The organism is Leclercia sp. 119287 (assembly GCF_009734485.1).
GTDB classification, from domain to species: Bacteria; Pseudomonadota; Gammaproteobacteria; order Enterobacterales; family Enterobacteriaceae; genus Enterobacter; species Enterobacter adecarboxylatus_C.
Window position 1 is genome coordinate 118,015 of record NZ_CP046445.1, and the last position, 25,794, is coordinate 143,808.

At 56.9% G+C, this 25,794-nt stretch carries 21 protein-coding genes; 10 read left to right on the forward strand and 11 right to left on the reverse strand.

Annotated elements, in window-relative coordinates:
- Positions 1–94: 94 nt before the first annotated feature.
- From GNG27_RS00595 to GNG27_RS00610, 4 genes are all read right to left on the reverse strand, one after another.
- Entirely contained in the window at positions 95–457 is a 363-nt protein-coding gene (locus tag GNG27_RS00595; protein ID WP_156262645.1) for a YibL family ribosome-associated protein, read from the reverse strand.
- 59 nt (positions 458–516) lie between these two features.
- Entirely contained in the window at positions 517–1,107 is a 591-nt protein-coding gene (mtlR, locus tag GNG27_RS00600; protein ID WP_142487755.1) for a mannitol operon repressor MtlR, read from the reverse strand.
- The gene (gene mtlD / locus GNG27_RS00605) at positions 1,104–2,252 is read right to left on the reverse strand and encodes a mannitol-1-phosphate 5-dehydrogenase (RefSeq protein WP_142487756.1); all 1,149 of its coding nucleotides are present in this window, start codon (positions 2,250–2,252) and stop codon (positions 1,104–1,106) included. The genes mtlR and mtlD overlap by 4 nt, the downstream gene beginning before the upstream one ends.
- 108 nt (positions 2,253–2,360) lie before the next feature.
- On the reverse strand, positions 2,361–4,274 hold the full coding sequence (locus tag GNG27_RS00610) for a PTS mannitol transporter subunit IICBA (RefSeq protein WP_156262646.1): 1,914 nt from the start codon (positions 4,272–4,274) through the stop codon (positions 2,361–2,363).
- Between the two features lie 657 nt (positions 4,275–4,931).
- On the opposite strand from GNG27_RS00610, the gene GNG27_RS00615 reads away from it, so the two are divergent.
- The 5 genes from GNG27_RS00615 to selB all read left to right on the forward strand — a co-directional run bounded on the left by GNG27_RS00615 (position 4,932) and on the right by selB (position 10,471).
- Positions 4,932–5,288 (forward strand): DUF3302 domain-containing protein, encoded by a 357-nt coding sequence (locus tag GNG27_RS00615; protein WP_142487758.1) that lies wholly within the window; start codon positions 4,932–4,934, stop codon positions 5,286–5,288.
- A 2-nt stretch (positions 5,289–5,290) separates the two neighbouring features.
- Complete coding sequence (locus GNG27_RS00620) at positions 5,291–6,427, forward strand: HlyD family secretion protein (RefSeq protein ID WP_142487759.1); 1,137 nt, start codon at positions 5,291–5,293, stop codon at positions 6,425–6,427.
- 93 nt (positions 6,428–6,520) lie between these two features.
- The gene (locus tag GNG27_RS00625) at positions 6,521–7,129 is read left to right on the forward strand and encodes a glutathione S-transferase (RefSeq protein WP_156262647.1); all 609 of its coding nucleotides are present in this window, start codon (positions 6,521–6,523) and stop codon (positions 7,127–7,129) included.
- A gap of 103 nt (positions 7,130–7,232) precedes the next feature.
- Complete coding sequence (gene selA, locus GNG27_RS00630) at positions 7,233–8,618, forward strand: L-seryl-tRNA(Sec) selenium transferase (RefSeq protein ID WP_156262648.1); 1,386 nt, start codon at positions 7,233–7,235, stop codon at positions 8,616–8,618.
- Positions 8,615–10,471, forward strand: coding sequence for a selenocysteine-specific translation elongation factor (gene selB / locus GNG27_RS00635; RefSeq protein ID WP_156262649.1), 1,857 nt, complete (start codon positions 8,615–8,617; stop codon positions 10,469–10,471). The genes selA and selB overlap by 4 nt, the downstream gene beginning before the upstream one ends.
- Here the strand turns inward: selB and GNG27_RS00640 are convergent.
- On the reverse strand, positions 10,468–11,355 hold the full coding sequence (locus GNG27_RS00640) for an ROK family protein (RefSeq protein ID WP_156262650.1): 888 nt from the start codon (positions 11,353–11,355) through the stop codon (positions 10,468–10,470). The two genes, selB and GNG27_RS00640, sit on opposite strands and share 4 nt — an antisense overlap.
- Before the next feature lie 167 nt (positions 11,356–11,522).
- Here GNG27_RS00640 and aldB point away from each other — a divergent pair, with 167 nt between their 5' ends.
- Positions 11,523–13,061, forward strand: a complete 1,539-nt coding sequence (gene aldB / locus GNG27_RS00645; RefSeq protein ID WP_156262651.1) for an aldehyde dehydrogenase AldB — start codon at positions 11,523–11,525, stop codon at positions 13,059–13,061.
- Here the strand turns inward: aldB and GNG27_RS00650 are convergent.
- Positions 13,058–14,020: a LysR family transcriptional regulator gene (locus GNG27_RS00650; RefSeq protein ID WP_156262652.1), complete on the reverse strand. Its 963-nt coding sequence runs from the start codon at positions 14,018–14,020 to the stop codon at positions 13,058–13,060. The two genes, aldB and GNG27_RS00650, sit on opposite strands and share 4 nt — an antisense overlap.
- A 119-nt stretch (positions 14,021–14,139) precedes the next feature.
- Here GNG27_RS00650 and GNG27_RS00655 point away from each other — a divergent pair, with 119 nt between their 5' ends.
- A complete protein-coding gene (locus GNG27_RS00655; protein WP_156262653.1) occupies positions 14,140–14,880 on the forward strand; it encodes a MipA/OmpV family protein in 741 nt (246 codons plus the stop codon).
- 51 nt (positions 14,881–14,931) lie between these two features.
- Here the strand turns inward: GNG27_RS00655 and GNG27_RS00660 are convergent, their stop codons facing one another.
- Positions 14,932–16,887, reverse strand: a complete 1,956-nt coding sequence (locus GNG27_RS00660; RefSeq protein WP_156262654.1) for a glycoside hydrolase family 127 protein — start codon at positions 16,885–16,887, stop codon at positions 14,932–14,934.
- A 10-nt stretch (positions 16,888–16,897) separates the two neighbouring features.
- A complete protein-coding gene (locus GNG27_RS00665) occupies positions 16,898–18,298 on the reverse strand; it encodes an MFS transporter (RefSeq protein ID WP_156262655.1) in 1,401 nt (466 codons plus the stop codon).
- A 226-nt stretch (positions 18,299–18,524) separates the two neighbouring features.
- Here GNG27_RS00665 and GNG27_RS00670 point away from each other — a divergent pair, with 226 nt between their 5' ends.
- On the forward strand, positions 18,525–19,343 hold the full coding sequence (locus tag GNG27_RS00670) for a helix-turn-helix domain-containing protein (protein ID WP_156265019.1): 819 nt from the start codon (positions 18,525–18,527) through the stop codon (positions 19,341–19,343).
- A 126-nt stretch (positions 19,344–19,469) separates the two neighbouring features.
- Positions 19,470–19,940 (forward strand): 4Fe-4S binding protein, encoded by a 471-nt coding sequence (locus tag GNG27_RS00675; RefSeq protein WP_142487769.1) that lies wholly within the window; start codon positions 19,470–19,472, stop codon positions 19,938–19,940.
- A 4-nt stretch (positions 19,941–19,944) separates the two neighbouring features.
- On the opposite strand, the gene avtA is transcribed toward GNG27_RS00675, so the two are convergent.
- On the reverse strand, positions 19,945–21,201 hold the full coding sequence (gene avtA, locus GNG27_RS00680; protein WP_142487770.1) for a valine--pyruvate transaminase: 1,257 nt from the start codon (positions 21,199–21,201) through the stop codon (positions 19,945–19,947).
- Positions 21,202–21,377: 176 nt separating this feature from the next.
- On the reverse strand, positions 21,378–23,408 hold the full coding sequence (locus GNG27_RS00685; protein ID WP_156262656.1) for an alpha-amylase: 2,031 nt from the start codon (positions 23,406–23,408) through the stop codon (positions 21,378–21,380).
- 313 nt (positions 23,409–23,721) lie between these two features.
- On the opposite strand from GNG27_RS00685, the gene GNG27_RS00690 reads away from it, so the two are divergent.
- Entirely contained in the window at positions 23,722–24,546 is an 825-nt protein-coding gene (locus GNG27_RS00690; protein ID WP_142487772.1) for a protein bax, read from the forward strand.
- 39 nt (positions 24,547–24,585) lie between these two features.
- Here GNG27_RS00690 and xylR read toward each other — a convergent pair whose 3' ends face one another.
- Positions 24,586–25,764 carry a D-xylose utilization transcriptional activator XylR gene (xylR, locus tag GNG27_RS00695; RefSeq protein WP_156262657.1) on the reverse strand — a complete coding sequence of 393 codons (1,179 nt, stop codon included), beginning with the start codon at positions 25,762–25,764 and terminating at the stop codon, positions 24,586–24,588.
- Between the last annotated feature and the right edge of the window lie 30 nt (positions 25,765–25,794).

Genomic DNA, 25,794 nt, shown 5'->3' on the forward strand with positions numbered 1-25,794 from the left:
GAACCAGGGAAGGATTGGTTGCGGAATTGGTTGGGCCAATTTTTTGGGAGGGGAAGGAACAGGCCGGGCAAGCGTAGCGCCACCCGGCTGAAAATCAGAACTCTGTCTTGCTGAAGCCCGTCATCTCTTTCAGGCCCATTTCACGGCCCAGCTCGGTCATCGGATGGACAACCACCAGGCCGCGCACGCTTTTCTTCAGCTTGCCCATATCGGCCTGTTCTTTCTTGGTGATCGCACGGCGGAACGGCAGTTTTGACAGCTTCTGCGCTTCTTTGCTCAGCTTCTGCTCTTTCACGCCACGCAGACGTTCGATTTCGATTTCCAGCGTCGCTTTCTCTTTTTCCAGCTCGGCATATTTCTCGGCGGCATCAACCAGCGAGAGGCTGGCCTGCTGGTGGCGGATCAGATCCAGGCGGTCGCTCAGGCGTTTAATTTCGTTCTTTTCGACTTCTTTCATCACAAATAGCTCTAAAAACAGGGGAGATTACAGGGAAGGATACACCAATGTGCGCAGGCTTACTTCTGAAACGCTTTTTTTAAGCTGATTCGGGAAATCAGCTCAGTCAGGGAGAGGACCATGGTGGAGCGGACGATCTGCTGGTAGCGCTGCTTCTGCATCGCGTACAGCTCCGGGTCGCTGGTGTCAAAATGCGGCGTCGGGGGGAGGGCGGTCACGCAGTGCAGTTCACCAAGCGGGCCGAGGATCTCGTCGTCGGTGAATGCATACTCGTTGCCGTCGTGATTCAGCTCCTCACGCAGCGCCATCAGCAGTTCGGCATCTTCATACTCATGACGGCTAATGACGCCCAGGCCATAGATCAGTTTCAGACGCACGGATAAATCGCCCAAGGGGCCGTCACCGTCGAGCAACGGTTCAACTGCATATTTTACCGCGTAGTCGTCTTTGCGAAAAACCTGAAGCACCAGGATATTCACCGCCTCGGTTAATAACTCGACGGCGGATATCAGGAAACTTCGAACGGTTTTGCCAGCATTCAGACGCTCCAGCACACGGTTTTCAAAGGCCTGGGTTTGTTCCATTATTGCCTGCATATCTGACAATCTATCTTCCGGGCGCAGGATGACCTGCGCCAGTTCCTGCATCATTTGGTTGCGTTATATACGGTCACCGCCTCCACAACCACGTCGCTGTTGGCATCCAGACCGGATACCTGCGCCAGCGCGGCCTGTGGACCCTGCTCGTCAATCAGCTGCGCCAGCTCCTGCGCCTGCGGATCTTCTTCGCTGCGGTAGTGCATCGCGGCGGCAATGCCTTTGACCAGACTGGTGTGCGGCAGACCGTATTCCAGCGTGCCGAGCAGCGGCTTGATCAGACGATCGCCCGCACTCAGTTTACGCAGCGGCTGACGGCCCACGCGCTCAACGTCATCTTTCAGATACGGGTTTTCAAAACGACCGAGGATTTTCTGAATATATGCCGCATGCTTATCGGCATCAAAACCGTAGCGTTTAATCAGTACCGCGCCGCTCTCATCCATCGCACCTTTTACCACGGCGCGAACGTTCTCATCGAGAATGGCGTCACGAATGGTCTGATGACCGGCTGATTTACCGAGGTAGGCGGTTATAGCATGCCCGGTGTTCAGCGTGAAGAGCTTACGCTCGACAAATGCCATCAGGTTATCAGTTAATTCCATCCCCGGGATCTCCGGCAGCGCGCCTTTGAACTGGGTTTTGTCGACAATCCACTCGCTGAAGGTCTCAACAGTCACTTCCAGCGGGTCGCTGGTCGCTGAGGCTGATGGCGGAACGATACGATCCACGGCGGAATCGACAAAGCCCACATGCTCTTCAACCCAGGCTTTATCTTCGTCAGCCACGGCGGCCATAACATGGCCTTTCAGCTGAGTGGTGCCGCGCACCATATTTTCACAGGCGATAATATTCAACGGGGCGTCGTTACCCTGGGCCTTACGTTTGGCCAGCCCTTTGGCGACGGCCGGGGCGATGCGCTCCAGCACCACCGGGCCCACCGCAGTGGTGACCAGGTCAACGTTAGCAATCAGGTCGATAACCTCATCGCCAATACTGCTGACCGCATTCACGCCGGTGACGGTTTCGATCTGCTCGTTTTCACCCACCACATGCACCTGATAGCTATGACGGGCATTCAGGGCATCCAGTACCGTCTGATTCACATCTGCGAATGTCAGCGTAATGCCCGCGTCTGCCAGCAGTTTGCCGATAAAACCACGACCGATATTACCTGCGCCGAAATGTAATGCTTTCATTGTATTAACCTTCATCAATGTTGTTACCCGAGAGGGCTGGGGTGAGGAACCACGCGAATTTCCCCTCACCCTAGCCCTCTCCCCAACGGGGAGAGGGAAGGGAAAGACTTACTTGTTCAACAGCGCCAGGACTTCTTCGACGCTGGTGGTGTTTGCCAGACGTTCGATAACGGTTTCATCGTCCAGAGCATTGGTCAGGCTGGTAATCACCTGGATGTGCTCGTTGTTACGGGCCGCGATACCAATCACCAGACGGGCAATGTCATCTTCTTCTTCACCGAAGCGCACGCCTGCCGGGTACTGACAGAACACTACGCCGGTTTTCAGAACGCGATCTTTCGCTTCTACCGTACCGTGCGGCACCGCAATGGATTCGCCCAGGTAGGTCGGGGTCAGTTTTTCACGTTCCAGCATCGCTTCAACATATTCCGGCTGCACGTAGCCGCCTTTTACCAGCTGCTCGCCGGCAAAGCGAATCGCTTCTTCTTTGTGGCTCGCGGTACGGCCAAGGAAGATGTTCTCCGCACCCAGTCGGAACAGGTGGCTGTTGCTCTCGTCAAAGCTGTCCTGCAGGCTGGTACGTACTTTAACTTCGTTGTCTTCATGACGCTGCGCCGCCACCAGACGTTCGGTCAGGCTGGTATACAGCCCGCTGTCCAGGAAGTTGGTCAGCGAAATGTGCTGCGCCTGCGGAACCTGACGCATCGCACGCTCGGTCAGGTCGCGGTGGGTGATGATCAGGTCAACATCCGGCGGCAGGCTGTTAATCGCGCTATTAGTCACGGAGATCTGAGACAGACCGGCATCCGCCACTTTCTTACGCAGTACGCCCGCACCCATGGCGCTTGAACCCATACCGGCGTCGCAGGCAACGATGATTTTACGCACGTGGCTCAGGTCGTTAGAGACATCGCCCGCAGCCAGTGGCGTTGCAGCAACACCTTTAGACTGAGATTTCATGTCCTGCATACGACGGGTTGCCGCTTCGATATCGTCTTCTTCTTTCACTTTGCTGGTTTTCAGCAGGATAGCCGACACGACGAAGGAGACCGCCATGGCCGCACAGATAGCGGCGATGTTAGCGAAGTAGGCGCCTTTCGGGGTCATCGCCAGTACCGCCAGGATAGAACCCGGGGAAGCAGGGGAGACCAGACCACCGCCCAGCACGCTCAGGGTGAACACGCCAGTCATACCGCCAAGGATAACGGCAAGGATCAGACGTGGGTTCATCAGCACGTACGGGAAGTAAATTTCGTGAATACCACCGAGGAAGTGGATGATAGCCGCACCGCCAGCAGACTGCTTCGCGCTGCCGCGACCAAAGAACATATACGCCAGCAGGACGCCCATGCCCGGACCCGGGTTAGCTTCAATCAGGAAGAAGATAGATTTGCCGAGGTCATGAGACTGCTGAATACCCAGCGGTGAGAAGATACCGTGGTTGATGGCGTTGTTGAGGAACAGGATTTTCGCCGGTTCAACAAAGATGGACGCCAGCGGCAGCATGTCGTGGGCAACCATGAAGTTAACGCCCGCCGCCAGAAGTTTGGAAAGCACTTCAACTGCCGGGCCAATGCCGAGGAACGCCAGAATCGCCAGGATCATGCCGATGATGCCGGCAGAGAAGTTGTTCACCAGCATTTCGAAGCCGGATTTGATTTTGCCATCAACCCAGACGTCGAACTTCTTAATCGCCCAGCCGCCCAGAGGACCGGCAATCATGGCACCGAGGAACATTGGCATATCCGCGCCGACGATCACGCCCATGGTGGTAATCGCACCGACCACGCCACCGCGGTCCCCGCCTACCAGACGACCACCGGTATAACCGATGAGCAGCGGCAGCAGATAGGTGATCATTGGGCCAACAAGTTTCGCCAGCGTTTCGTTAGGCAACCACCCTGTCGGAATAAATAACGCGGTGATGATACCCCACGCGATAAACGCGCCGATATTTGGCATCACCATGTTGCTGAGGAATCGACCAAAGCTTTGTACTTTGATCTTAAAATCGGATGACATAAAACACCCCTTCTTCTGTTTACGCAGGCCTTAAGCCCGAGGTTTGTTGTTAATGCGGTGGCAGAGGTTGCCCAGCCCTGTTCTGATGCGTGAAATTTGGCACTTAATACTTTAACTGTCCAGACAGGCAAAAATTGTGTGATCTCAGTCACGTAAATGTAGGGGGTGTGGTGAGGAATGAAGTGACATATGTCACAAAATTGAAGTGTAAAAAAAATACAATGACCGCAAAAGCGGTAGTTTGACCCCTAAAATGTGAATTAAATCACATTTCGTTGTCGGCGATTTGTTTCTGTAGTGTGATCAAATCCACAAAAAATTTTTATGCAGAATTCTCTGGATGTGATCGACGGCAACATCTGTTTAACCGAACGACGCCAGGATGTAAGTAAGCAACACTTATCGTTAAAAAAGAGTCCTGAAATATGGTATGGCGAAAAGCGCTAAGCTGGATTAAGCTCATACTGTAAACTTAAGTCTATTATTATTCAGGATATATTTTGTCACGCTTCTAAACTTGCATGGAGATATAAGAAAAAATCATACTCCCCGGCTCTGAAATAATAAGTACATATTCGTGTACTTAATCATGAATTAATGTGGCTGCTTACCATTTAATTATTTTAATGAGTTTACGATTTATTTAGTGAGGCAAATATGTTTCTCAACTATTTTGCGCTGGGTGTGTTGATTTTTGTCTTCGTGGTTCTTTTTTATGGAATCATCGCTATTCATGACATTCCATATAACATGGCCAAAAAGCGCAACCATCCCCATGCCGATGCTATTCATACGGCGGGGTGGATTAGCCTGTTTACGCTCCATGCCATTTGGCCGTTTCTGTGGATCTGGGCAACGCTCTACCAGCCAGAGCGCGGCTGGGGGATGCAGAACCATATTCAGCCGCCAGACCGCAGCCCCGACGTGGATGCGCTGGCAAGACGCGTAGCCGAGCTGGAACAAAAACTGGCCGCGGTGCCCCCTGTGGCTGATAAGAACACCTCGGAGCAATAATCATGGATCTGTTGATCGTATTGACCTATGTCGCGTTTGCGTGGGCCATCTTTAAAATATTTCGTATTCCGGTAAACCAATGGACGCTGGCGACTGCGACACTGGGCGGGGTATTTCTCGTGGCCGGTCTCATTTTATTAATGAACTATAACCACCCGTATACGTACACGGCGCAGAAAGCGGTTATCTCAATACCGATTACGCCGCAGGTGACGGGTGTGGTAAGTGAAGTGACGGATAAAAATAACCAGCTCATTAAAAAAGGTGAGGTGTTATTTAAAATCGATCCGGGCAGGTATAAAGCGCGTGTTGATCGTCTGCAGGCTGACCTGGTCACCGCGACGCATAATATCGATGTTCTGAAAGCACAGCTGACGGAAGCACAATCGAATACCACCCGCGTCTCTGCCGAGCGCGATCGTCTGTTCAAAGACTATCAGCGTTATTTAAAAGGCAGCCAGGCGAAGGTGAATCCGTTCTCTGAAAGCGATATCGATAACGCGCGGCAAAACTACCTGGCGCAGGACGCCATGGTTAAAGCCTCAGTGGCGGAGCAGACCCAGATCCAGAGCCAGTTAGACAGTATGTCTAACGGGGAGCAGTCGCAGATCGCCTCCCTGCGCGCCCAGCTAGCAGAAGCGCAATACAATCTGGATCAGACCATTATTCGTGCGCCCAGCAATGGCTATATCACCCAGGTATTGATTCGTCCGGGCACCTACGCCGCGTCTCTGCCGCTGCGTCCGGTGATGGTGTTTATTCCTGAACAGAAACGGATGATCGTGGCGCAGTTCCGCCAGAACTCGTTACTGCGTCTGAAGCCGGGCGATGAAGCGGAAGTGGTGTTCAGCGCGCTGCCGGGGCAGGTCTTCCCCGGTAAGCTCACCAGCATTTTGCCGGTGGTCCCGGGCGGTACTTACCAGGCGCAGGGTGCGCTGCAGTCCCTGACGATGGTGCCGGGTTCCGATGGTGTGCTGGGCACTATCGAACTGGATCCGAACGCCGACGTGGACGCGCTGCCTGACGGTATCTACGCCCAGGTCGCGGTCTATTCCGACCATTTCGCGCACGTCTCTGTGATGCGTAAAGTCCTGCTGCGTATGACCAGCTGGATGCACTACCTCTATCTCGACCACTAATTCCTTTAAAGGCAGGCACGCGATACGCAGTGCCTGCCTTTTTTCTTTGCCTGAGCCATACTTATCCTTTTGTTGGCGGAAAAGGAGCAGGCAATGAAACTCATCGGCAGTTATACCAGTCCCTTCGTGCGTAAAATCTCTATTCTCCTGCTGGAGAAAGGCATCACTTTTGAATTTGTGAATGAACAACCCTATCAGGCTGAAAACGGTGTCGCGCACTACAATCCGCTGGGGAAAGTCCCGGCGCTGGTGACCGATGACGGGGAGCACTGGTTCGATTCCCCGATCATTGCCAGCTATATCGAGCTGCTGGATATCGCCCCGGCGATGATCCCCCGTGAGCCCAGAGCCGCCCTGGCTATCCGGCAAATCGAGGCGCTGGCGGATGGGATCATGGACGCGGCCCTGGCCTCGGTGCGCGAGCAGGCGCGTCCGGCGGCACAACAGTCGGAGAGCGAGCTGCTGCGTCAGCGGGAGAAAATCGCCCGCAGCCTGGATCACTGTGAACAGCTCATCCGCGAAGGGAAAATTGCCACCGACAGCGTTAACCTGGCGACCATCGCCATTGCCTGCGCTATTGGCTACCTCAATTTCCGTCGCGTCTCGCCGGGCTGGTGCGTCGATCGCCCGCTGCTGGTTAAGCTGGCGGAAACCCTGTTCCAGCGCGAAAGTTTTGCCCGCACCGAACCGCCAAAGGCTTGATGTCGTCGATAACACTTCCTGGCCGGACGCGGTACAATCGCCCCTGACATTGACTCCCTCTCCCGTCGGGAGGGGGGAAGATACCCAACCGTCAGGCGCTTTCATGACTACTCAGCACGCTCTCTATAGCCAACTTCCCGCGACCGATCGTCTGCTTCGCGACGCCCGTCTTACGCCCATCATTGCCCGGTTTGGTCACAGCCGAACGGTCGAAACCTTGCGCCAGTTGCAGGACGAAGCCCGCGCCGGGATCCGCGCCGACAACCGCCTGCCGGCCTGGTGTGACGACTGGGCGCAGGAGACCGAAAAGCGGCTAGCGACGGATGAAGTACAGGGGTTGCGTCCGGTCATCAACCTGACGGGTACGGTGCTGCACACCAATCTGGGGCGTGCGCTGCTGGCCCAGGAGGCGGTAGCCGCGGTCACCCAGGCGATGCAGATGCCGGTCACGCTGGAGTACGATCTCGACGGCGCCGGACGCGGCCACCGCGACCGGCCGCTGGCGGCGCTGCTGTGCCAGCTCACCGGCGCGGAAGATGCCTGCATTGTGAATAACAACGCCGCGGCGGTGCTGCTGATGCTGGCCGCGACCGCCAGCGGTAAAGAGGTGGTGGTTTCCCGCGGTGAGCTGGTGGAGATCGGCGGAGCGTTTCGCATCCCGGACGTGATGACGCAGGCCGGGTGCCGGCTGCGGGAAGTGGGCACCACCAACCGCACCCACGAGCGGGACTATGCGGCGGCGATTGATGACAACACCGCCCTGCTGATGAAGGTGCACACCAGCAACTACCATATTGAAGGCTTCACCCATGCCGTTGACGAGGCGGATCTGGTGCGCATCGGCCAGCAGAGAGACGTGCCTGTGGTCGTCGATCTGGGCAGCGGTTCGCTGGTGGATCTCAGCCGCTATGGCCTGCCGAAAGAGCCGATGCCGCAGGCGTTAATTGCCGCTGGCGTCAGCCTGGTGAGCTTCTCGGGCGACAAGCTGCTGGGCGGCCCGCAGGCCGGGATCATCGTCGGCAAGCGCGACCTGATTGCCAGATTGCAACAGCACCCGCTGAAACGCGCCCTGCGTGCGGATAAAATGACGCTTGCCGCGCTGGAGGCCACCTTACGCCTCTATCTCCACCCGGAGACGCTGGCCGAACGCTTACCGACGTTGCGCCTGTTGAGCCGCGACGCCGCCGCGATCCATCATCAGGGGGAGCGCCTGCTGGCGCAGGTCGCAGCGCACTACCCCGACTTTGAGGTTCGCGTAGAAGATTGCCTGTCACAGCCGGGCAGCGGATCGCTGCCGGTGGATCGCCTGCCGGGAGCGGCCCTGACTTTTACCCCGCGAGACGGGCGCGGCGCGCAGCTGGAGGCGCTGGCGTTACGCTGGCGATCCCTGCCGGTGCCGGTGCTCGGCCGGATAAAAGACGGCCGTCTGTGGCTGGATTTACGCTGTCTGGAAGATGAAGCTCAGTTTCTGGAGATGTTGTTGAAATGATTATTGCCACCGCCGGTCATGTTGACCACGGCAAAACCACCCTGCTGCAGGCGATCACCGGCGTCAACGCCGACCGCCTGCCGGAAGAGAAGAAGCGCGGCATGACCATCGATCTGGGTTATGCCTACTGGCCGCAGCCTGATGGCCAGGTGCTGGGATTTATCGACGTGCCGGGGCACGAGAAGTTTTTGTCCAACATGCTGGCCGGGGTCGGTGGGATTGACCATGCCCTGCTGGTGGTGGCCTGCGATGACGGGGTAATGGCGCAGACGCGCGAGCACCTGCAGATCCTCCAGCTGACCGGCAACCCGCAGCTGACGGTAGCCCTGACCAAAGCCGACCGCGTCGACGACGCCCGGGTGGAGGCGGTGCGCGACGAGGTGCTCGCCACCCTGCGCGACTTTGGCTTTGCTGACGCGACGCTGTTTGTCACCGTGGCCACCGAGGGGCGGGGAATTGATGCCCTGCGCGCCCATCTGCAACAGCTCCCGGCCCGCGCTCATGCGGACCATCACCGCTTTCGTCTGGCTATCGATCGTGCCTTTACCGTGAAAGGGGCCGGTCTGGTGGTCACCGGCACGGCGCTGTCCGGTGAGGTGCGGGTGGGTGACAGCCTGTGGCTGACCGGAGTGAATAAGCCGATGCGTATTCGTGGACTGCATGCGCAAAACCAGCCTGTTGAACAGGCCCACGCCGGGCAGCGCATTGCCCTGAACCTGGTGGGCGATACGGAAAAAGCAGAGCTGAACCGCGGGGACTGGCTGCTGGCCGAAGCGCCGCCGGAGCCGACCACGCGCGTCATCGTCACGCTGCAGGGCGATGTGCCGCTGACCCAGTGGCAGCCGCTGCATATTCACCATGCCGCCAGCCACGTCACCGGACGCGTCTCGCTGCTGGAGGGGGCGCTGGCGGAACTGGTCTTCGATGCCCCGCTGTGGCTGGCTGACAACGATCGGCTGGTGCTGCGCGATATCTCTGCCCGCGTCACCCTCGCCGGGGCGCGGGTGGTCACTCTCAACCCGCCGCGTCGCGGCAAGCGCAAACCGGAGTATCTGCACTGGCTGGCCACGCTGGCACCGGCGACGGATGATCGTGCCGCGCTGCTGGCGCATCTGGAGCGCGGGGCGGTAAACCTGGATGCGTTCGGCTGGGCACGCCAGCTCAGCAGGGAAGGGTTGCGTCAGCTGACCCAACAGCCGGAGTTTATCCAGGCCGGCGTCAGCCTGTTAAACACTGCCGTCGCGGCGCGCTGGCAGCGTAAGATTCTGGAGGTGCTGACGACCTATCATCAGCAACATCAGGATGAACCCGGTCCGGGGCGCGAGCGCCTGCGGCGGATGGCGCTGCCGATGGAAGACGAGGCCCTCGTCCTGCTGCTGATCGAGCGGATGCGCGAGAGCGGGGAACTGCACAGCTACCACGGCTGGCTGCACCTGCCGGATCATAAAGCCGGCTTTACCCCGGCGCAGCAGGCCGTCTGGGAAAAAGCGGACGCGCTCTTTGGCGATGAACCCTGGTGGGTGCGCGATCTGGCCCGTGAAACCGCCACTGACGAGCAGACCATGCGTCAGGTGCTGAAACATGCGGCGCAGCAGGGGCTGATCACCGCGATTGTTAAAGACCGCTACTACCGCCACCATCGGATCGTCACCTTTGCGAACCTGATCCGCGCGCTGGACCACGAGCGCGGCTCCACCTGCGCGGCGGATTTCCGCGACCGGCTGAACGTCGGCCGTAAGCTGGCGATCCAGATCCTCGAATACTTCAACCGCATTGGCTTTACCCGCCGCCGCGGTAACGATCACCTTCTGCGGGATGCGCAGCTCTTTGCCGACGAGGGGCAGCAAGGTTAATCCTTTTTGCTGGCGAACTTCTGTTTCGCCAGCCAGACGGCGCCCAGCCTGCCCGCCTGGTTACCCAGCTGACAGGGCAGGATGGGCACCTGCAGGGATTCCCACTCTTCAAAGGTTTGCAGGTGTCGGTCGAGGAGTTTATAAATTTTCTCCTGCTCGCTGATGCCGCCGCCGATCAGCACCACCTGCGGGTCGAACAGGGAGATCACGCTATAGACCCCGCGGGCCAGAAACAGGGCCCACTCTTCCACCGCTTCGCGCAGGTGCAGATCGTTCTCCATCCGCTCGAACAGCTCTTCGCCTTCCGGCATATCCTCCCCGGAAACCCCCAGCGCCCGGCGGCAGGTCGCCATCAGTCCGCTGGCAGAGGCCACCTCGTGCATTCCTTCGCCGTTTTTGCCGACCGGGATAACCCCGAACTCCCCGGCGCGATAGTGCGAGCCGCGATAGAGATCGCCCCCGAGCACAATCCCGCCGCCGATCCCGGTGCCGATCGTCATGCAGACAAAATTCTCGTACTCATGTCCAGCGCCGCACCAGCGTTCGCCCAGCGCAGCACAGCTGGCGTCATTATCGGCCACCACCGGCAGGTCAGTCAGCTCTGCGAAAAGCGTGTAGAGGTTGACGTTATCCAGATACTCCAGCGCGCCGGCTTTCGCGGCTTCGCCGGTATGGGTATTGATGTGGCCGGGGATACTCACCCCAATCGCCGTAATCTCGTGCTCTTTCTGGTACGCCTCGACCACCTCGCGCCATCGTTGCTTAAAGGTCTCTTCATCCTCTGGGGTATCAAATTGATCGGTGGTGAGTTCGTTACCGTCCTCGTCGATCACGCCGTGTTTAATATGGGTTCCGCCCACGTCAAAGCCGATAAAAAGCTGCATTTATCCTCACCCTCTCCCCTGTTTGTGCGCTTTAAGTATGGCTCAGGGCAGGAAACCAAACGTAAAGTAAGGTAATGCGTGAAGGGGCTCGCAAAGCAGGCGATGACTGGCGATGTTTTCACCGCCGCGGTCTACCTTTGAAGGACACTTCACGCAAGGAGACAGTCATGACGAATAACCCTCCCTCAGCACGTATCCTGCCCGGCGAATATGGTTTCCCCCTCAAACTGAAAGCCCGTTATGACAACTTTATCGGCGGCGACTGGGTTCCCCCGGCCGACGGCGATTATTACCAGAACCTGACCCCGGTGACCGGCCAGCCGCTGTGCGAAATTGCCAGCTCCGGGAAGCGCGATATCGATCTGGCGCTGGATGCCGCCCACAAGATCAAAGACAAATGGGCGCATACCTCGGTACAGGATCGCGCTGCGATCCTGTTCAAAATTGCCGATCGCATGGAGCAGAATCTGGAGCTGCTGGCCACGGCAGAGACCTGGGACAACGGGAAACCGATCCGCGAAACCATGGCCGCCGACGTGCCGCTGGCGATCGACCATTTCCGCTATTTCGCCTCCTGTATTCGTGCCCAGGAGGGCGGTATCAGCGAGGTGGATAAGGACACAGTGGCGTATCACTTCCATGAGCCGCTGGGCGTGGTCGGCCAGATCATCCCGTGGAACTTCCCTCTGCTGATGGCTGCCTGGAAAATGGCACCCGCGCTGGCAGCCGGTAACTGCGTGATACTGAAACCGGCGCGCTTAACGCCGCTGTCGATCCTGCTGCTGATGGAAGTGGTAGGCGACCTGCTCCCGCCTGGGGTTGTGAACGTGGTCAACGGCGCCGGGGGCGAAATCGGTGAATATCTGGCGACCTCCAAACGGATCGCCAAAGTGGCCTTTACCGGCTCCACCGAAGTGGGTCAGCAGATCATGCAGTACGCCACCCAGAACATCATTCCGGTGACGCTGGAGCTGGGCGGCAAATCCCCGAACATCTTCTTTGCCGACGTGATGGACGAAGAGGATGCCTTCTTTGATAAGGCGCTGGAAGGGTTTGCCCTCTTTGCCTTCAACCAGGGCGAAGTCTGCACCTGCCCAAGCCGGGCGCTGGTGCAGGAGTCGATCTACGAGCGCTTTATGGAGCGCGCCATTCGTCGCGTGGAGTCGATCCGCAGCGGCAACCCGCTGGACAGCATCACCCAGATGGGTGCCCAGGTGTCGCACGGGCAACTGGAGACCATCCTCAACTATATCGATATCGGTAAGAAAGAGGGGGCCGAGCTCTTAACCGGCGGACGGCGCAAGCAGCTGGACGGCGAGCTGAAAGAGGGTTACTACCTCGAGCCGACGATTTTGTCCGGTAAAAACAACATGCGCGTCTTCCAGGAAGAAATCTTCGGCCCGGTGCTGGCGGTGACCACCTTCAAAACCATGGAGGAGGCGCTGGAGCTGGCCAACGATTCGCAGTATGGCCTGGGTGCAGGGGTCTGGAGCCGTAACGGCAATCTGGCCTATCAGATGGGGCGTGGGATCCAGGCCGGACGCGTCTGGACCAACTGCTATCACGCCTATCCAGCGCACGCTGCGTTTGGCGGATACAAACAGTCGGGCATTGGCCGCGAAACCCACAAGATGATGCTGGAACATTACCAGCAGACCAAATGCCTGCTGGTCAGCTACTCCGATAAACCGTTGGGCCTGTTCTAACCTCTGAGAGCAGGCCGCCCCAGGGGGGTCTGCTCAATCTGTTTACGCAGGGTATTCAACACCCCGTCCAGCACAAACTGCACCCGCCACGGCTGATAGTCACGTTTGCGGAAGATCGCTACCAGATCCAGCCACCACTCCTCCTGATGGGTGAAACAGGGCACCATTGAGCCTTCTTCTATCTCCCGTAGCAGACTCTCTTTTGGCGCAAAGACGATCCCCAGATGATTGCGGGCCAGCTCCAGCGCCGTCTGGGTGTTGTCGCAAATATAATTACCCGTGACTTTATAATCGATTACCTGCTCGCTATTATTCACGCGAAAACGCCAGATATTAGCGTCATCGATTATCATTGAATCGATAAGAATGCAGGAGTGATTAATGAGATCGTCAGGATGATTAACTGGGTGCTTTTTAATATATTCCGGCGTGGCGAAAGCAGTAACAGAATATTTGGTTAAGGTGCTGGCAACCAGATTTTCATCTTTCGGTTGAGCATAGGTAATTAAAATATCGCAATCATCGGGAAAGGTGACCCCTTCGAAAAACTCATTCTTGTCCAGGTTGTAGGTCTTCAGGCTAATACGAATATCGCCAATATTTTCGATCTCATGAATCACGTGGCGGGCCAGGTAAGTGACGATCCCCGACGGGCCATAAATGGTGACCTTGCCGCGTTTTTCGTGTTTGTAATCAGCAATAAAATTAACCAGTTGTTCGTTTTTTTCCAGTGATGCATTGACGAAGGGCAGCAGTGATTCACCGAACTGGGTCAGCGCCAGCTGGCGGGTGGTGCGCTCAAAAATTTTCAGCCCGACGCGGGTTTCGAAATCAGCGAGATATTTACTGACGTTGGCCTGGGCCATTCCCAACAATGCAGCAGCATCTCCGATGCTGTGGGTCGCGGCAATGACGGAAATAATTTTTAATTCTCGCGGTTTGATTTGCAGCTTGTTCATTGCCTGACGCCCATCTATATGAATTTATATATAATATTATACAAATATCCCATTTGCATCGCGATTTTTGTAACCATTATTATGCGCCGCGTCGTATGACATTTAATGGATTGCAAACAATGAAGTTTAAAAAGAATTTACTCATCGCGGCCGCTTTATTTACGGCGACATCCGCAATGGCCGATGATTTTTCAGTTGGCGCTGGCGCAGTGTTTAATGAATCACCCTATAAAGGCTATAACGAGAACGTCTCCGCTGCCCCTTTAATTAGCTACGAAGGCGAACATTTCTACGTGCGTCAGACCACCGGCGGCTGGATCGTCTGGAAAGATGCGAAAAACGAACTGAGCCTGACCGCCTCCTGGATGCCGCTGCACTTCGACCCGGAAGATAACGACGACCACGTGATGAAGCAACTGGATGAGCGTAAAGCCTCCGCGATGCTGGGTGGGGCCTACTACCGTCACGAAAGCTGGGGTAGCCTGAAGTTTGCCCTGGCGGCCGATGCGATGGACGAGAGCGGCGGCGTGGTGGGCGAGATGTCTTACTTCCGCCCGATCCGGATGGAGCGCCTGACCCTGACGCCGTCGGTGGGCGTGTTCTTCCACGACGAAAGCTTCAACGATTACTACTACGGTGTCTCTGCGAAAGAGTCCCGCCGCAGTGGTCTGCAGCAGTACACTGCCGGTGAAAGTGTGACCCCCTATATCGGCCTGGCGGCGAAATACCCGCTGACGCAGAACCTCTATCTGAACGCCAGCGCGGTCTATATCGTACTGCCTGACGACGTGAAAAACAGCCCGATGATCGACCGTGACGACAGCTTCGCGCTGATGACCGGTCTCTCCTGGAAGTTCTGATCTTTCAGCAATCTGCCCTCAGGGACGAGGGCAGCCTCAATCGTTTTCTTCTTACGCCTCATCCACCCAGATGCGCATCTCTCCCTCGCCGCGATTCGCCCAGCTAAACCACGGAATAAAAGTCAGGGTCTGCGCCTGCTGCATGGTCGGGGCGCGATCGTACTGCCACAGCGGTCGCTTTTCCGCGTTCGCGGCGTGGCGGGCATAACCCTGGGTCTGGATCAGCACCTTATGGGCAAAAATCCATTTTCCTTCCACGAGCTTAAATTCGCTATCGGCGGGCAGGGTCAGGTTATGCAGTCCGGCGCCGTTATCCGCCTCTTCGAGACAGTAGACCAGCGGCCCGCGCTGGATCGCCACTTTCCCGGCCTGCTGGCGTACCTGCGGATTCCCGTAAACCCGACGTACCGGCATCGGCAGGGTTAACTGCAGCCTGTCGCCCTCCTGCCAGCGGCGGGTTAGGTAGAGATAACCCTGACGCACCTCGCCGGCGACGAGGTCGCCATTCAGCGTCAGCTGCGGATTATCACACCAGTCCGGCAGACGCAAAGCCAGGGTATGGTCGATCGCCACCGGGGAGGTGATCTCAATGTTGATTTGTTCATGCCAGGGATAGTTACCGCTGATCCGTACCTGTAACTCTTCGTCACCCACCGGGAAGGTCATGCTGTTGCCGATATAGAGGTTAATAAACAGCGCATCCTCACGGACGGTATAGATGTAGTGGCCGATGGAGGTCAGCACCCGGGCGATATTCGGCGGGCAGCAGGCGCAGCCGAACCAGCGCTGGCGAACCGGCTTCACGTGATCATAAATATGGTTAAATTTCAGCGTTTTCGGATGCACCTCCAGTGGGTTAACGTAGAAGAAGTGCTTCCCGTCCAGCGCCATGCCGCCCAGTACGGTGTTATACAGCGCCCGCTCCATCACGTCGGCGTACTGGCTGTTGGCCTCCATCTCCAGCATCCGCCGGGCAAACATCATCAGGCCGATCGAGGCGCAGCTCTCGGCATAGACGGTGTCGTTCGGCAGATCGTAATCGCTGCTGAAAGCTTCGCCGCTGCTCTGGGAGCCAATCCCGCCGGTAATATACAGCTGGCGCTGGGCCATGTTGTTCCAGAGACGCAAACAGTCCTGGCGTTTGCTTTCGTCCTGGCTCAGGCGGGCCAGGTGCGCGACGCCGGTCATCAGATAGACGAAGCGCACCGCGTGGCCGATGGCCGTCTGCTGTTCCGCCAGCGGCTGATGCGCCTGGCTGTAGGCTTTGTCCTGCACCATCCACGCCGGACCGTAGGTGTTCCAGTAAGAGGTTTTTCCGCGCTTTTCATATTCGATATCGTAGAAGTGCGGCTGAGTCCCGCGCTGCTCGACAAAGTATTTCACCAGCGCCAGATAGCGTGGCTCCTGGGTGACATCGAACAGGCGCATCAGCGCCAGCTCAATCTCCGGGTGACCCGGATAGCCGTGCAGCTGCTGCTCGCCCGGACCAAAGACGCTGTCGATATGGTCGGCCAGCCTGCAGACCACCTCCAGCAGATGGCGCTTGCCGGTGCCCTGGAAGTACGCCACGCCCGCTTCAATCATATGCCCGGCGCAGTACAACTCATGGCACTCCGCCAGGTTTGTCCAGCGCTCGTCCGGAGCTTTTACCTTGAAGTAAGTATTCAGGTAGCCATCCTCGCACTGCGCAGCGGCCACCAGCTCAATCACCTCGTCGGCGGTCTTTTCAAGCTCAGCGTCGGGCTTCTGGCACAACGACCAGGCGACCGCCTCCAGCCATTTCGCCACGTCGCTGTCCTGAAAGACCATCCCGTAAAATTCGCCGCTCTGCTGGCCCGCCGCAATGCGGAAGTTGGCGATTGCATGGCTCGGTTCGGCCTCGGTGATGCGATCGTTCAGGGCATCCCACTGGTAGGGGATAACCACATCCCGCACCAGCTGCTGATACTGGCCCAGAAACGGGTCGCTGATTTTCAGTTTATGCAGGTCGGGTTCCATTATGGACATCATATTCTCCTCAGGCTTGAGCGTGACGCTGGCGCAGGTCGGTGGCAATGCGCGCCATCATCGGGTTATTGAGCCGGCACTTGCGGATCGCCAGCGCCAGCAGCAGATGGAAAAGGGCAGGCAGCAGGGTTTCCATGGTGGTGATGCCCTGCAGCGAGGCGGCCGTCTGGTTACCAGCGCCCGGCTGATAGGCGACAAAAATGAATACCAGGCTGATGATCCCGGCGCTGGATGCCCAGGCCAGCTTGATGAAAAACAGGTTAAAGGCGAAGTTCATCCCGGAGGAGCGCACGCCGGTTTTCCACTCGCCGTAGTCGTCGGCAAAGGCCATTAACGAGAAGTGCAGCGGCAGGGTAAAGCCAAGGATCACCCCGTTCGCCAGAATCACCACCAGCCACAGGGTCTGATGCGCCGGGCCGCCGGGCAGGAACCACATTCCCACTGCCAGTGCCGCCAGCACCAGGTTAGTGTAATAGTAGAGTTTGACTGTATCGCTGCGGCGCGACAGCAGGTTGACGATCACCGCCCCGAGAATGGCGGCAAAGGTCACCATGGTGAAGAACAGCGAGGTATACGCGGTGCTGCCCTTCAGCACGTAGGTGATGAAATACATGTAGCCGCCGCCACGGATGTTGAAGACGTTAATCAGCAGGAAGGACATCACCAGCATCAGCAGCAGCTGATCGTTCTGGCGTAGACCGGCGAGATGCTCCCTGAGGGTAAATTTCCCCATCATTGCCAGCGGCACGCGCTCACGCACCCAGAAGAAACAGCACAGGAACATCACCACCGCAATGGCGCACAACACCCCCACGCCCAGTTGATACCCCTGGGCCGTGTCGCCCTGGCCGAGCTCTGAGACCAGCCACGGCAGGCCGACCGAGACCAGGAAACCGGCCACGCCGCACAGCACAAAGCGCCAGGACTGACAGGAGAGCACCTCGCTGTGGCGGGTGGTCATGGTGTTGATCAGCGCGCAGTAGGGCACGTTGATGGCGGTATAGCCCACCGAGAGCAGCAAATAGGTGCCGAACGCCCAGGCGATTTTGACTCCCATTCCGGCATCCGGCACGGTGAAGGTCAGGACGCCGATCGCGCCAATCGGCAGGGCGACCCACAGCTGCCAAGGGCGAAAGCGTCCCCAGCGGCTTTGGGTGCGGTCGGCAATGATCCCCATCACCGGGTCGGATATGGCGTCGAAAATGCGCAGGGCGATAAACAGCGTGCCGACCAGCGCCGGGGTTAATCCAAAGACATCGGTATAGAAGAAGGTAAGAAAATTCATGATCAGACAGGTGATGACCGTCCCGCCCGCATCACCCAGGCCGTAGCCAATTTTTTCTCGTACTGAAAGGCGCTCGTTGACGGCCTGCCGGGCAATCTCTGTCTGCGTAATCGGAGTGGAAGTCATGAGGTAACTCCTCGGGTTATCGGATTTTTTATATTGTTTTGTCAGGTACCCGATTAATTTTGCACCGATCCCCGGCCTCAACAAGGGAAGGGAAAAGTATAAAAAGGTGAGGATTCCGACCTTGTTCTCAAAATGTGATTTCGATCGGGGCGAAAGGAAATTATCTGTTAATAATCAGTAATAAAGCGTCATAAATTGTCTATTAATAGCGGAAAAGTGAATGCCAATGCTCGAATTGTCCATAGCACTTCCGATCAGGGTCCAGAATGGCGGGTATTTCATCTCCCGGGGCGTGGGGCGTCATCCGGCACGCAGGCTCGATTCGTGGGAAGTGATTTTTGTCGAAAAGGGAACATTAACGATCCAGGAGGAGGGGAGCATGTTTGAGGTGCATGCCGGTGAGAGCCTACTGCTCTGGCCGCATCGTCTGCATAAGGGCATTGAGGATTTTCCCGCCGATTTACGCTTTTACTGGCTGCATTTTGAGGTCGACGAGCAGAGCCTGCCCTCTGCCAGGAGCACGCTGCTGTCTGTACAACAGCACGGAAAAACCGGCGATCCGCAGGCAATGGTTGCGCTTTTCCGGCAATTTCTGACCGAGCAGGAGAAGCTTCAGCGCAGCCCGGCGCTGGAATTTCTTCTGCTGCTGATACTGCAGCAGCTCTCCCTGGCGGCCGGGCAGGAACTGCCGCCGGATGAAGCGGGAGTGAATCTGGCGTGGAAGGCGCGGCAGCTAATCGGCACCCAGTTTCACCTGCCGATCTCCACCTCTATGCTTGCCAAAGAGCTGCACTGCAACGCGGACTACCTGGGGCGGGTGTTTCGACGGGTCTTCAATCTGACCCTGACCGAGGCGATCCACCGCCAGCGTGTCAGGGCCGCTGAGAAGCTGTTGCTCAACGATGCCGTATCGCTGAAAGAGGTAGCAACCCGCTGCGGTTTTAACGATGCCGGCTACTTCCGGCAAATCTTTCGCAAGCATACAGGTTTAACGCCCGGAGTCTGGAAACGCCGCTACTGTAAAGAACACATCAATTCTGCCTGAGTTCTTTGGCAGATGGCCAGTTTTCACGGCAGGGCGCACAAATCGGGGCTTTTACCCTGTCTGATCAAGGCGCTCAACCCGAACCCTCTGGCAACCTGATTTTTTTCAGCAAGGATGGAGCAGGCGATGAACCCGTTTATTGTTGCGGACCCGGCGAAATGTATTGGCTGTCGCACCTGCGAAGTGGCCTGTGTGGTATCGCATCAGGAAGATCAGAATTGTGCGGCCGTGACGGCAAGGACGTTTACTTCCCGCATTCGGGTGGTGAAAGGCGGGACCTTTACCACGGCGGTCACCTGTCATCAGTGTGAAGATGCGCCCTGCGCCAACGTCTGCCCGACGCAGGCCATCCAGCGGCAGGCGGGAGTGTGGCAGGTGGATCAGGCGCGCTGTATCGGCTGTAAAAGCTGTATGGTCGCCTGTCCGTTTGGGGCTATGCAGGTGACGGGGAGCGCTGAGCAGGTTCAGGCCCTGAAGTGTGACCGCTGCGCGCACCGCGAAGCGGGACCGGCCTGCGTGGCGGCCTGTCCCACCTATGCGTTAAGCTGCGTCGATCCCGCCAGATTACGCGCCGAACGGCTGCGTTATCTGGCGTAAAACGTTACTGGCCGTTTTCCCGCCAGGCGAGCTCAACCTCTTCTGCCAGAATTTTAACGCCGGCTTCGATTTTTTCCGGGTCCGGCACGTAGTTCATGCGCATGCACTGATGGGTATGCGGCCAGGGTTTATCCAGCCCCGGGAAGAAGTAGTCCCCCGGTACCATCAACACCCCGCGCTTTTTCAGACGCTGATACAGCAGCTCGGTGGTGATCGGCAGGTCCTTAAACCACAGCCAGAGGAAAATCGCTCCTTCGGGTTTATGGATCAGGCAGCGATTTTCCGGTAAGTAGCGGCGAATGGTGGCGATCGTCTCTTGTACGCGCTGATAGTAGAAAGGCTTGATCACCTCATTCGACAGACGCAGCAGATCGTTGCGCTTAATCATCTCGCACATCATCGCCGGACCAATACCACCCGGTGACAGGCTAATAATGCCGTTCATATTGGTGATGGCGGTGATGATTTTCTCATTGGCGATGATGATCCCGCAGCGGCTGCCAGGCAGGCCCAGCTTGGACAGACTCATGCACAGGACAATGTTCGGGTTCCACAGCGGGCGCGCTTCGCTGAAGATAATGCCCGGGAAGGGCACGCCATAGGCGTTATCAATCACCAGCGGAATGCCGTGCTGGTTCGCCAGCGCATCCAGCTTCATCAGCTCTTCGTCGGTAATCACGTTCCCGGTTGGGTTGGTGGGCCGGGAGACGCAGATCATGCCGGTCTCTTCGCCAATATGCAGGTGCTCAAAATCGACGTGATATTTGAACTGGCCTTCCGGCAGCAGCTCGATGTTCGGACGTGCGGAGACGAAAAGGTCATCCTCAAGGCCGGAATCGGCGTAACCGATGTATTCCGGCGTCAGCGGGAAGAGCACCTTTTTGGTGGTGCCGTCGGCACGTCGGCCCGCGAAGAGGTTAAATAAGTAGAAAAACGCGCTCTGGCTGCCGTTTGTCAGTGCAATATTCTGTGGTTCGATCTCCCAGCCGAGGGTGTCGCGCAGCATCTCTGCCAGGGCAGCGAGCAGCTCGGTTTTCCCCTGCGGGCCGTCATAATTGCACAGCGCATCAGTGGCTTTGCCATTTTCCAGCATGTCCGCAAGGAGCGTCTGAAAATAGGCGTTCATCTCCGGAATTTGTGCCGGGTTACCGCCGCCGAGCATGATGGCGCCCGGTGTGCGCAGACCGTCGTTGAGATCCTCCATCAGGCGGGTAATGCCTGAATGGCGGGTGAATTTGTCGCCGAAAAGTGAAAAAGTCATAGCAGGTGTTCTGTCGGGCTTGTTCTAAGAGTGGCTCACCATAACGCTACAACTGCGCAGGTGCAAATCAGCGTGGAAAGACAGAATGATTGCTTTGTGTTATCAGTTTGCCATCAGGCAGTGAATTATGCTGTATTATCCCTCTCCCGTCGGGAGAGGGATTCTGAACGTAACGATCAGCGATTACCCGCCCATACCACCATCACCTTGTCGCCCTGGTGCTCACGCACAAAGCCATAGCCCTGGGGCAGGGACAGCGTGGTTTGCGTTCCTTCCCCCACTGCCGGATGGCGGGCGCGGAACTGCCCGAGCCGCTGCCAGTGGGCGACGGTGGCGGCCTGCGCGCCGCTGATATCCTGCCAGTTCATGTCCGAGCGCGTCCCCTGCAGCGGGTCGGAGCCCGTCGGGCCGAACGGTCGGGCGGATTCATCACCATAAAATATCTGAACGCTGCCCGGCGCGAGTAACAGTAGCTCTGCCGCCCGGTGGTCGCCCTCGCGGAACAGACGCGTATCGTGGGAAGAGAGGTAGCTCAGGACGTTAAAGCCCTGAAGCTTTTCTGCCATCTGCTGCCAGGTCAGGTCGATATCGGCCAGGCAATCTACCGCTTTCGCCGCCTGCTCCTGATAATCAAAATTGATCATCGCATCGAAGCCGTGACGGTAGTAATCGCTCTGCATCACCCCGTGACCCCAGGATTCACCGGTCATCCAGAAGGGCGCATCGTCGAGTTTTTTCTCCGGGTTGGCCGCTTTCCAGGCTTTTAGCGCGTCACTGGCCTGGTCCTTCAGCTGCTGCCAGCCTGCCAGCTCCACGTGCTTGGCGGTATCGACCCGGAAACCGTCAATCCCGTATTCCCGTACCCACTGGCTCAGCCAGTGGGTGAGGTAGTCCCGGGGCGTGTAGCCATCGACGGCTTTTGCCCCGGTGTCGGGTTTATGGCGATAAAAGTTCGGCAGGCCCGAAGGAGTGGTGGATTCGGTTTTCAGATCCGGCAGGAAGGCCAGCGACATGGTCAGATCGTCGAAGCCGGGGTTGTCGTAATCGCCAATGTCGGTGCGTATCCACTGTTTGCCCCACCAGTTTTCCCATGCGGCTTTGTCGCTAAAATTGATGTAGTCGTTAAAGCTGTGCCAGCTCTGTCCGGCGGCAGGCTTCCAGTCGGTCCAGCGTTCACCCAGGGTTTTCTTCAGCTCATCACCCTGTAAATAGAGTGCGCCGAACTGGTACTCCTGCATGTCGGCCAGCGTCGCATAACCGGTGTGATTCATCACCACGTCAAACAGGATGCGGATCCCCCGACGATGGGCTTCATCCACCAGCTGGCGTAAATCGTCTTCCGTGCCCATGTTGGCATCGAGTCGGGTCCAGTCCTGGGTGTAGTAACCGTGATAGGCGTAATGGGGGAAGTCACCCTTGGTGCCGCCGCCGACCCAGCCGTGGATCTGCTCCAGCGGCGAGCTGATCCACAGGGCGTTGACGCCGAGCTGTTGCAGATAATCCAGTTTGCTGGTGAGCCCCTTCAGGTCGCCGCCGTGGAAGGTGCCGATCTCCTGCATGCCATCTTTATGGCGTCCGTAACTGTTGTCGTTGCCCGGATCGCCATTCTCAAACCTATCGGTCAGGACAAAATAGACGGTGGCGTTTTGCCAGCTGAACGGGGCGGGTTTTTCCGTCCCGGCACGCTCCAGTAACAGCAGGCCGTTGCTGTCCGGGGCGGGTTGCAGGGTGATTTTGCCCTGCTGCACGGTGGCGGTCTGTTTGCTGTAAAAATCACGCACCACGCTTCCTTCCGGGAAGGTGTTGCTGACGTCGACCGTCAGGGGGGTGCCGTCCCATTTCGGGCACTGGCGCACCACGTTGGTTACCGCTTTTTCGCTCTCGCTGGCGACGGTCAACATCAGGGTAGGCGTGCCGGAGCGGGTATCAATCCGTGCCTGATAATCACCGTCGCGGAACAGTCGCCACTGCACCGGATCCCCTTCGCACGGCTTGAGTGACATCATCTCGTTGAGTTTTATCGCGTTTGTAGGCTGCCAGCACGTCTTGTCAAGATTCACCGTCAGCGGGCGGATACCCTTCGTCAGCTTTGCCTGTGCCGTGAAGACCCCCGAGCCTTCAGCCGTAAAGGTCGAAAAACCCGGGGCTGACCAGTCGGCGCTGGCCATGGCAGGCAAGAGGAGAAGAGCGAGAGCGGAACGTTTCATACCGGTTTCCTGTCACAGCGTTTTGCTCAGTTTGCCATCTATTGTAGAAGGCTAACTCCTCCCCTGGCGCTATCGCGCAGGGAGGAGCAATGAGGGTGAGTGATCTCACGCTAAACGGGCGTATTAACTGCGATATTGAGCACATTTTGGTGAAAATGATGCTTAAGCGAACGCTTTCTGGATGACAGGGTTTCGGATTTAGACTATTTCTTTGAATGCTCTTCTCGTCTATTTTTGCTAGGATCTGAGATTCGCTTCTCATTTTACGAAAAAAATAAGGTGTTGGAATGTTTCTATCCGACCAGGAGACTTAATGATATCGACTCCCATTCGACGATATGGGGCCGCGATACTCATGTTACTCACCATGGCAATTTCTGGTGAGGTGCTTGCGAAGACGCACACGGATACAACGAGTAAGAAGGCCCACGTCATAAAGACGACAAGTAGTAAGGTTAGCAGTAAACAAGAGTATTCTCGCAATAGTGCAAAGAGTAGTTCACTTCCTGATTTGCGAAAATACCCTTCCGGGACACCAAGGAAAAAAGCGTTTCTCCGGACGGTAATGCCTTATATTACAAGTCAAAATGCCGCGATTACGGCGGATCGTAACTGGTTGATCTCCAAGCAGTACGATAGCCGCTGGTCGCCATCAGAACGCACGCGTCTGAAAGAAATTTCAAAACGCTATAAAGTGAGCTGGAACGGAAACACGCGTCGTGTGCCGTGGAACTCTCTCTTAGAGCGCGTAGATATTATTCCAGGCAGCATGGTCGCAACGATGGCTGCAGCCGAAAGTGGCTGGGGTACCTCGAAGCTGGCGCGCAGTAATAACAACCTCTTCGGCATGAAATGTGCGAAAGGGCGTTGTAACAATGCGCCGGGCAAGGTGAAAGGCTACTCACAGTTTGAATCGGTAAAAGATTCCGTGAATGCTTATGTTGTGAATCTGAACACGCATCCTGCTTATAAATCCTTCCGTAAGTCGCGCGCGCAGCTGCGTAAAGCAGACCAGGAAGTGACGGCAAGCACCATGATCCATAAGCTGAAAGGTTACTCAACCCAGGGCCAACGCTATAACAACTATCTGTTTGCGATGTACCAGGATAACCAGCGCTTAATCGCCGCACATATGTAATAGTAAAAAAGGCCTTCCATCCGGGAGGCCTTTTTTTATTTAAATCAGCACTTCACTGTAGCGATCGCGATACTCTTTCGGCGTGGTGTCATACTCTTTTTTAAATACCGAATAGAAATATTGTAGAGAGGGATAACCGCACATCTGCGAAATCTCATGAATCGAAAGCGACGTCGAAATTAGCAGGCTGCGGGCTTTCTCCAGTTTCTCGGCGTGAATCACCGCATGGATCGTCTCGCCCACCTCTTCTTTAAAACGCTTCTCCAGATTTGAACGTGAAATCCCTACCGCATCCAGCACCTGGTCCACTTTGATGCCTTTACAGGCGTGGTTACGAATGTAGTGCATCGCCTGAATCACCGCCGGATCGTTCAGTGAACGGTAATCGGTCGATCGCCGCTCCACAACGCGCATCGGCGGTACCAGCAGCCGTTGCAGCGGCAGGTTTTCATTATCCAGCAGCCGGTGCAGCAGTTTGGCTGCCTGATAGCCCATCTGACGCGTTCCCTGGGCCACGGAGGAGAGCGCCACCCGTGACAGGTAACGCGTTAGTTCCTCATTATCGATACCAATGACGCACAGCTTTTCCGGTACCGGAATGTGCAGATGCTCGCACACCTGTAACACGTGCCGGGCGCGGGCATCGGTCACGGCGATAATCCCGGTCTGCGGCGGCAGGGTTTGCAGCCAGTCGGCGAGACGATTCTGCGCGTGCTGCCAGTTTTCCGGGGCCGTCTCCAGCCCCTGATAGACAACGCCGCGATACTTCTCCTTTGCCACCAGCTGACAGAACGCATACTCACGTTCCGCCGCCCAGCCTTTGCCGCTGGAAACGGGCAGGCCATAAAAGGCGAAGCGGTGCACCCCTTTCTCCTTCAGATGGAGAAAGGCGCTCTCCACCAGAGCGTAGTTGTCCGTCGCGATATAGTGCACGGGAGGGTAATTTTCCGGCTTGTGGTAGGAGCCGCCGACGCCGACGATGGGGACGTCGACATCGACCAGTAGCTGCTGGATAACGGCATCGTCAAAATCCGCGATAACGCCGTCGCCCAGCCACTCTTTAATATTATCGATACGCATCCGGAAATCTTCTTCGATGAAGATATCCCACTCGGACTGCGACGCCTGCAAGTATTCACCCACACCCTCTACGACCTGACGGTCATAAGCTTTATTGGCATTGAATAACAACGTTATGCGGTGACGCTTCTCAAACATGGCGCTCTTTTTCCAGAATCAGTGACAGAC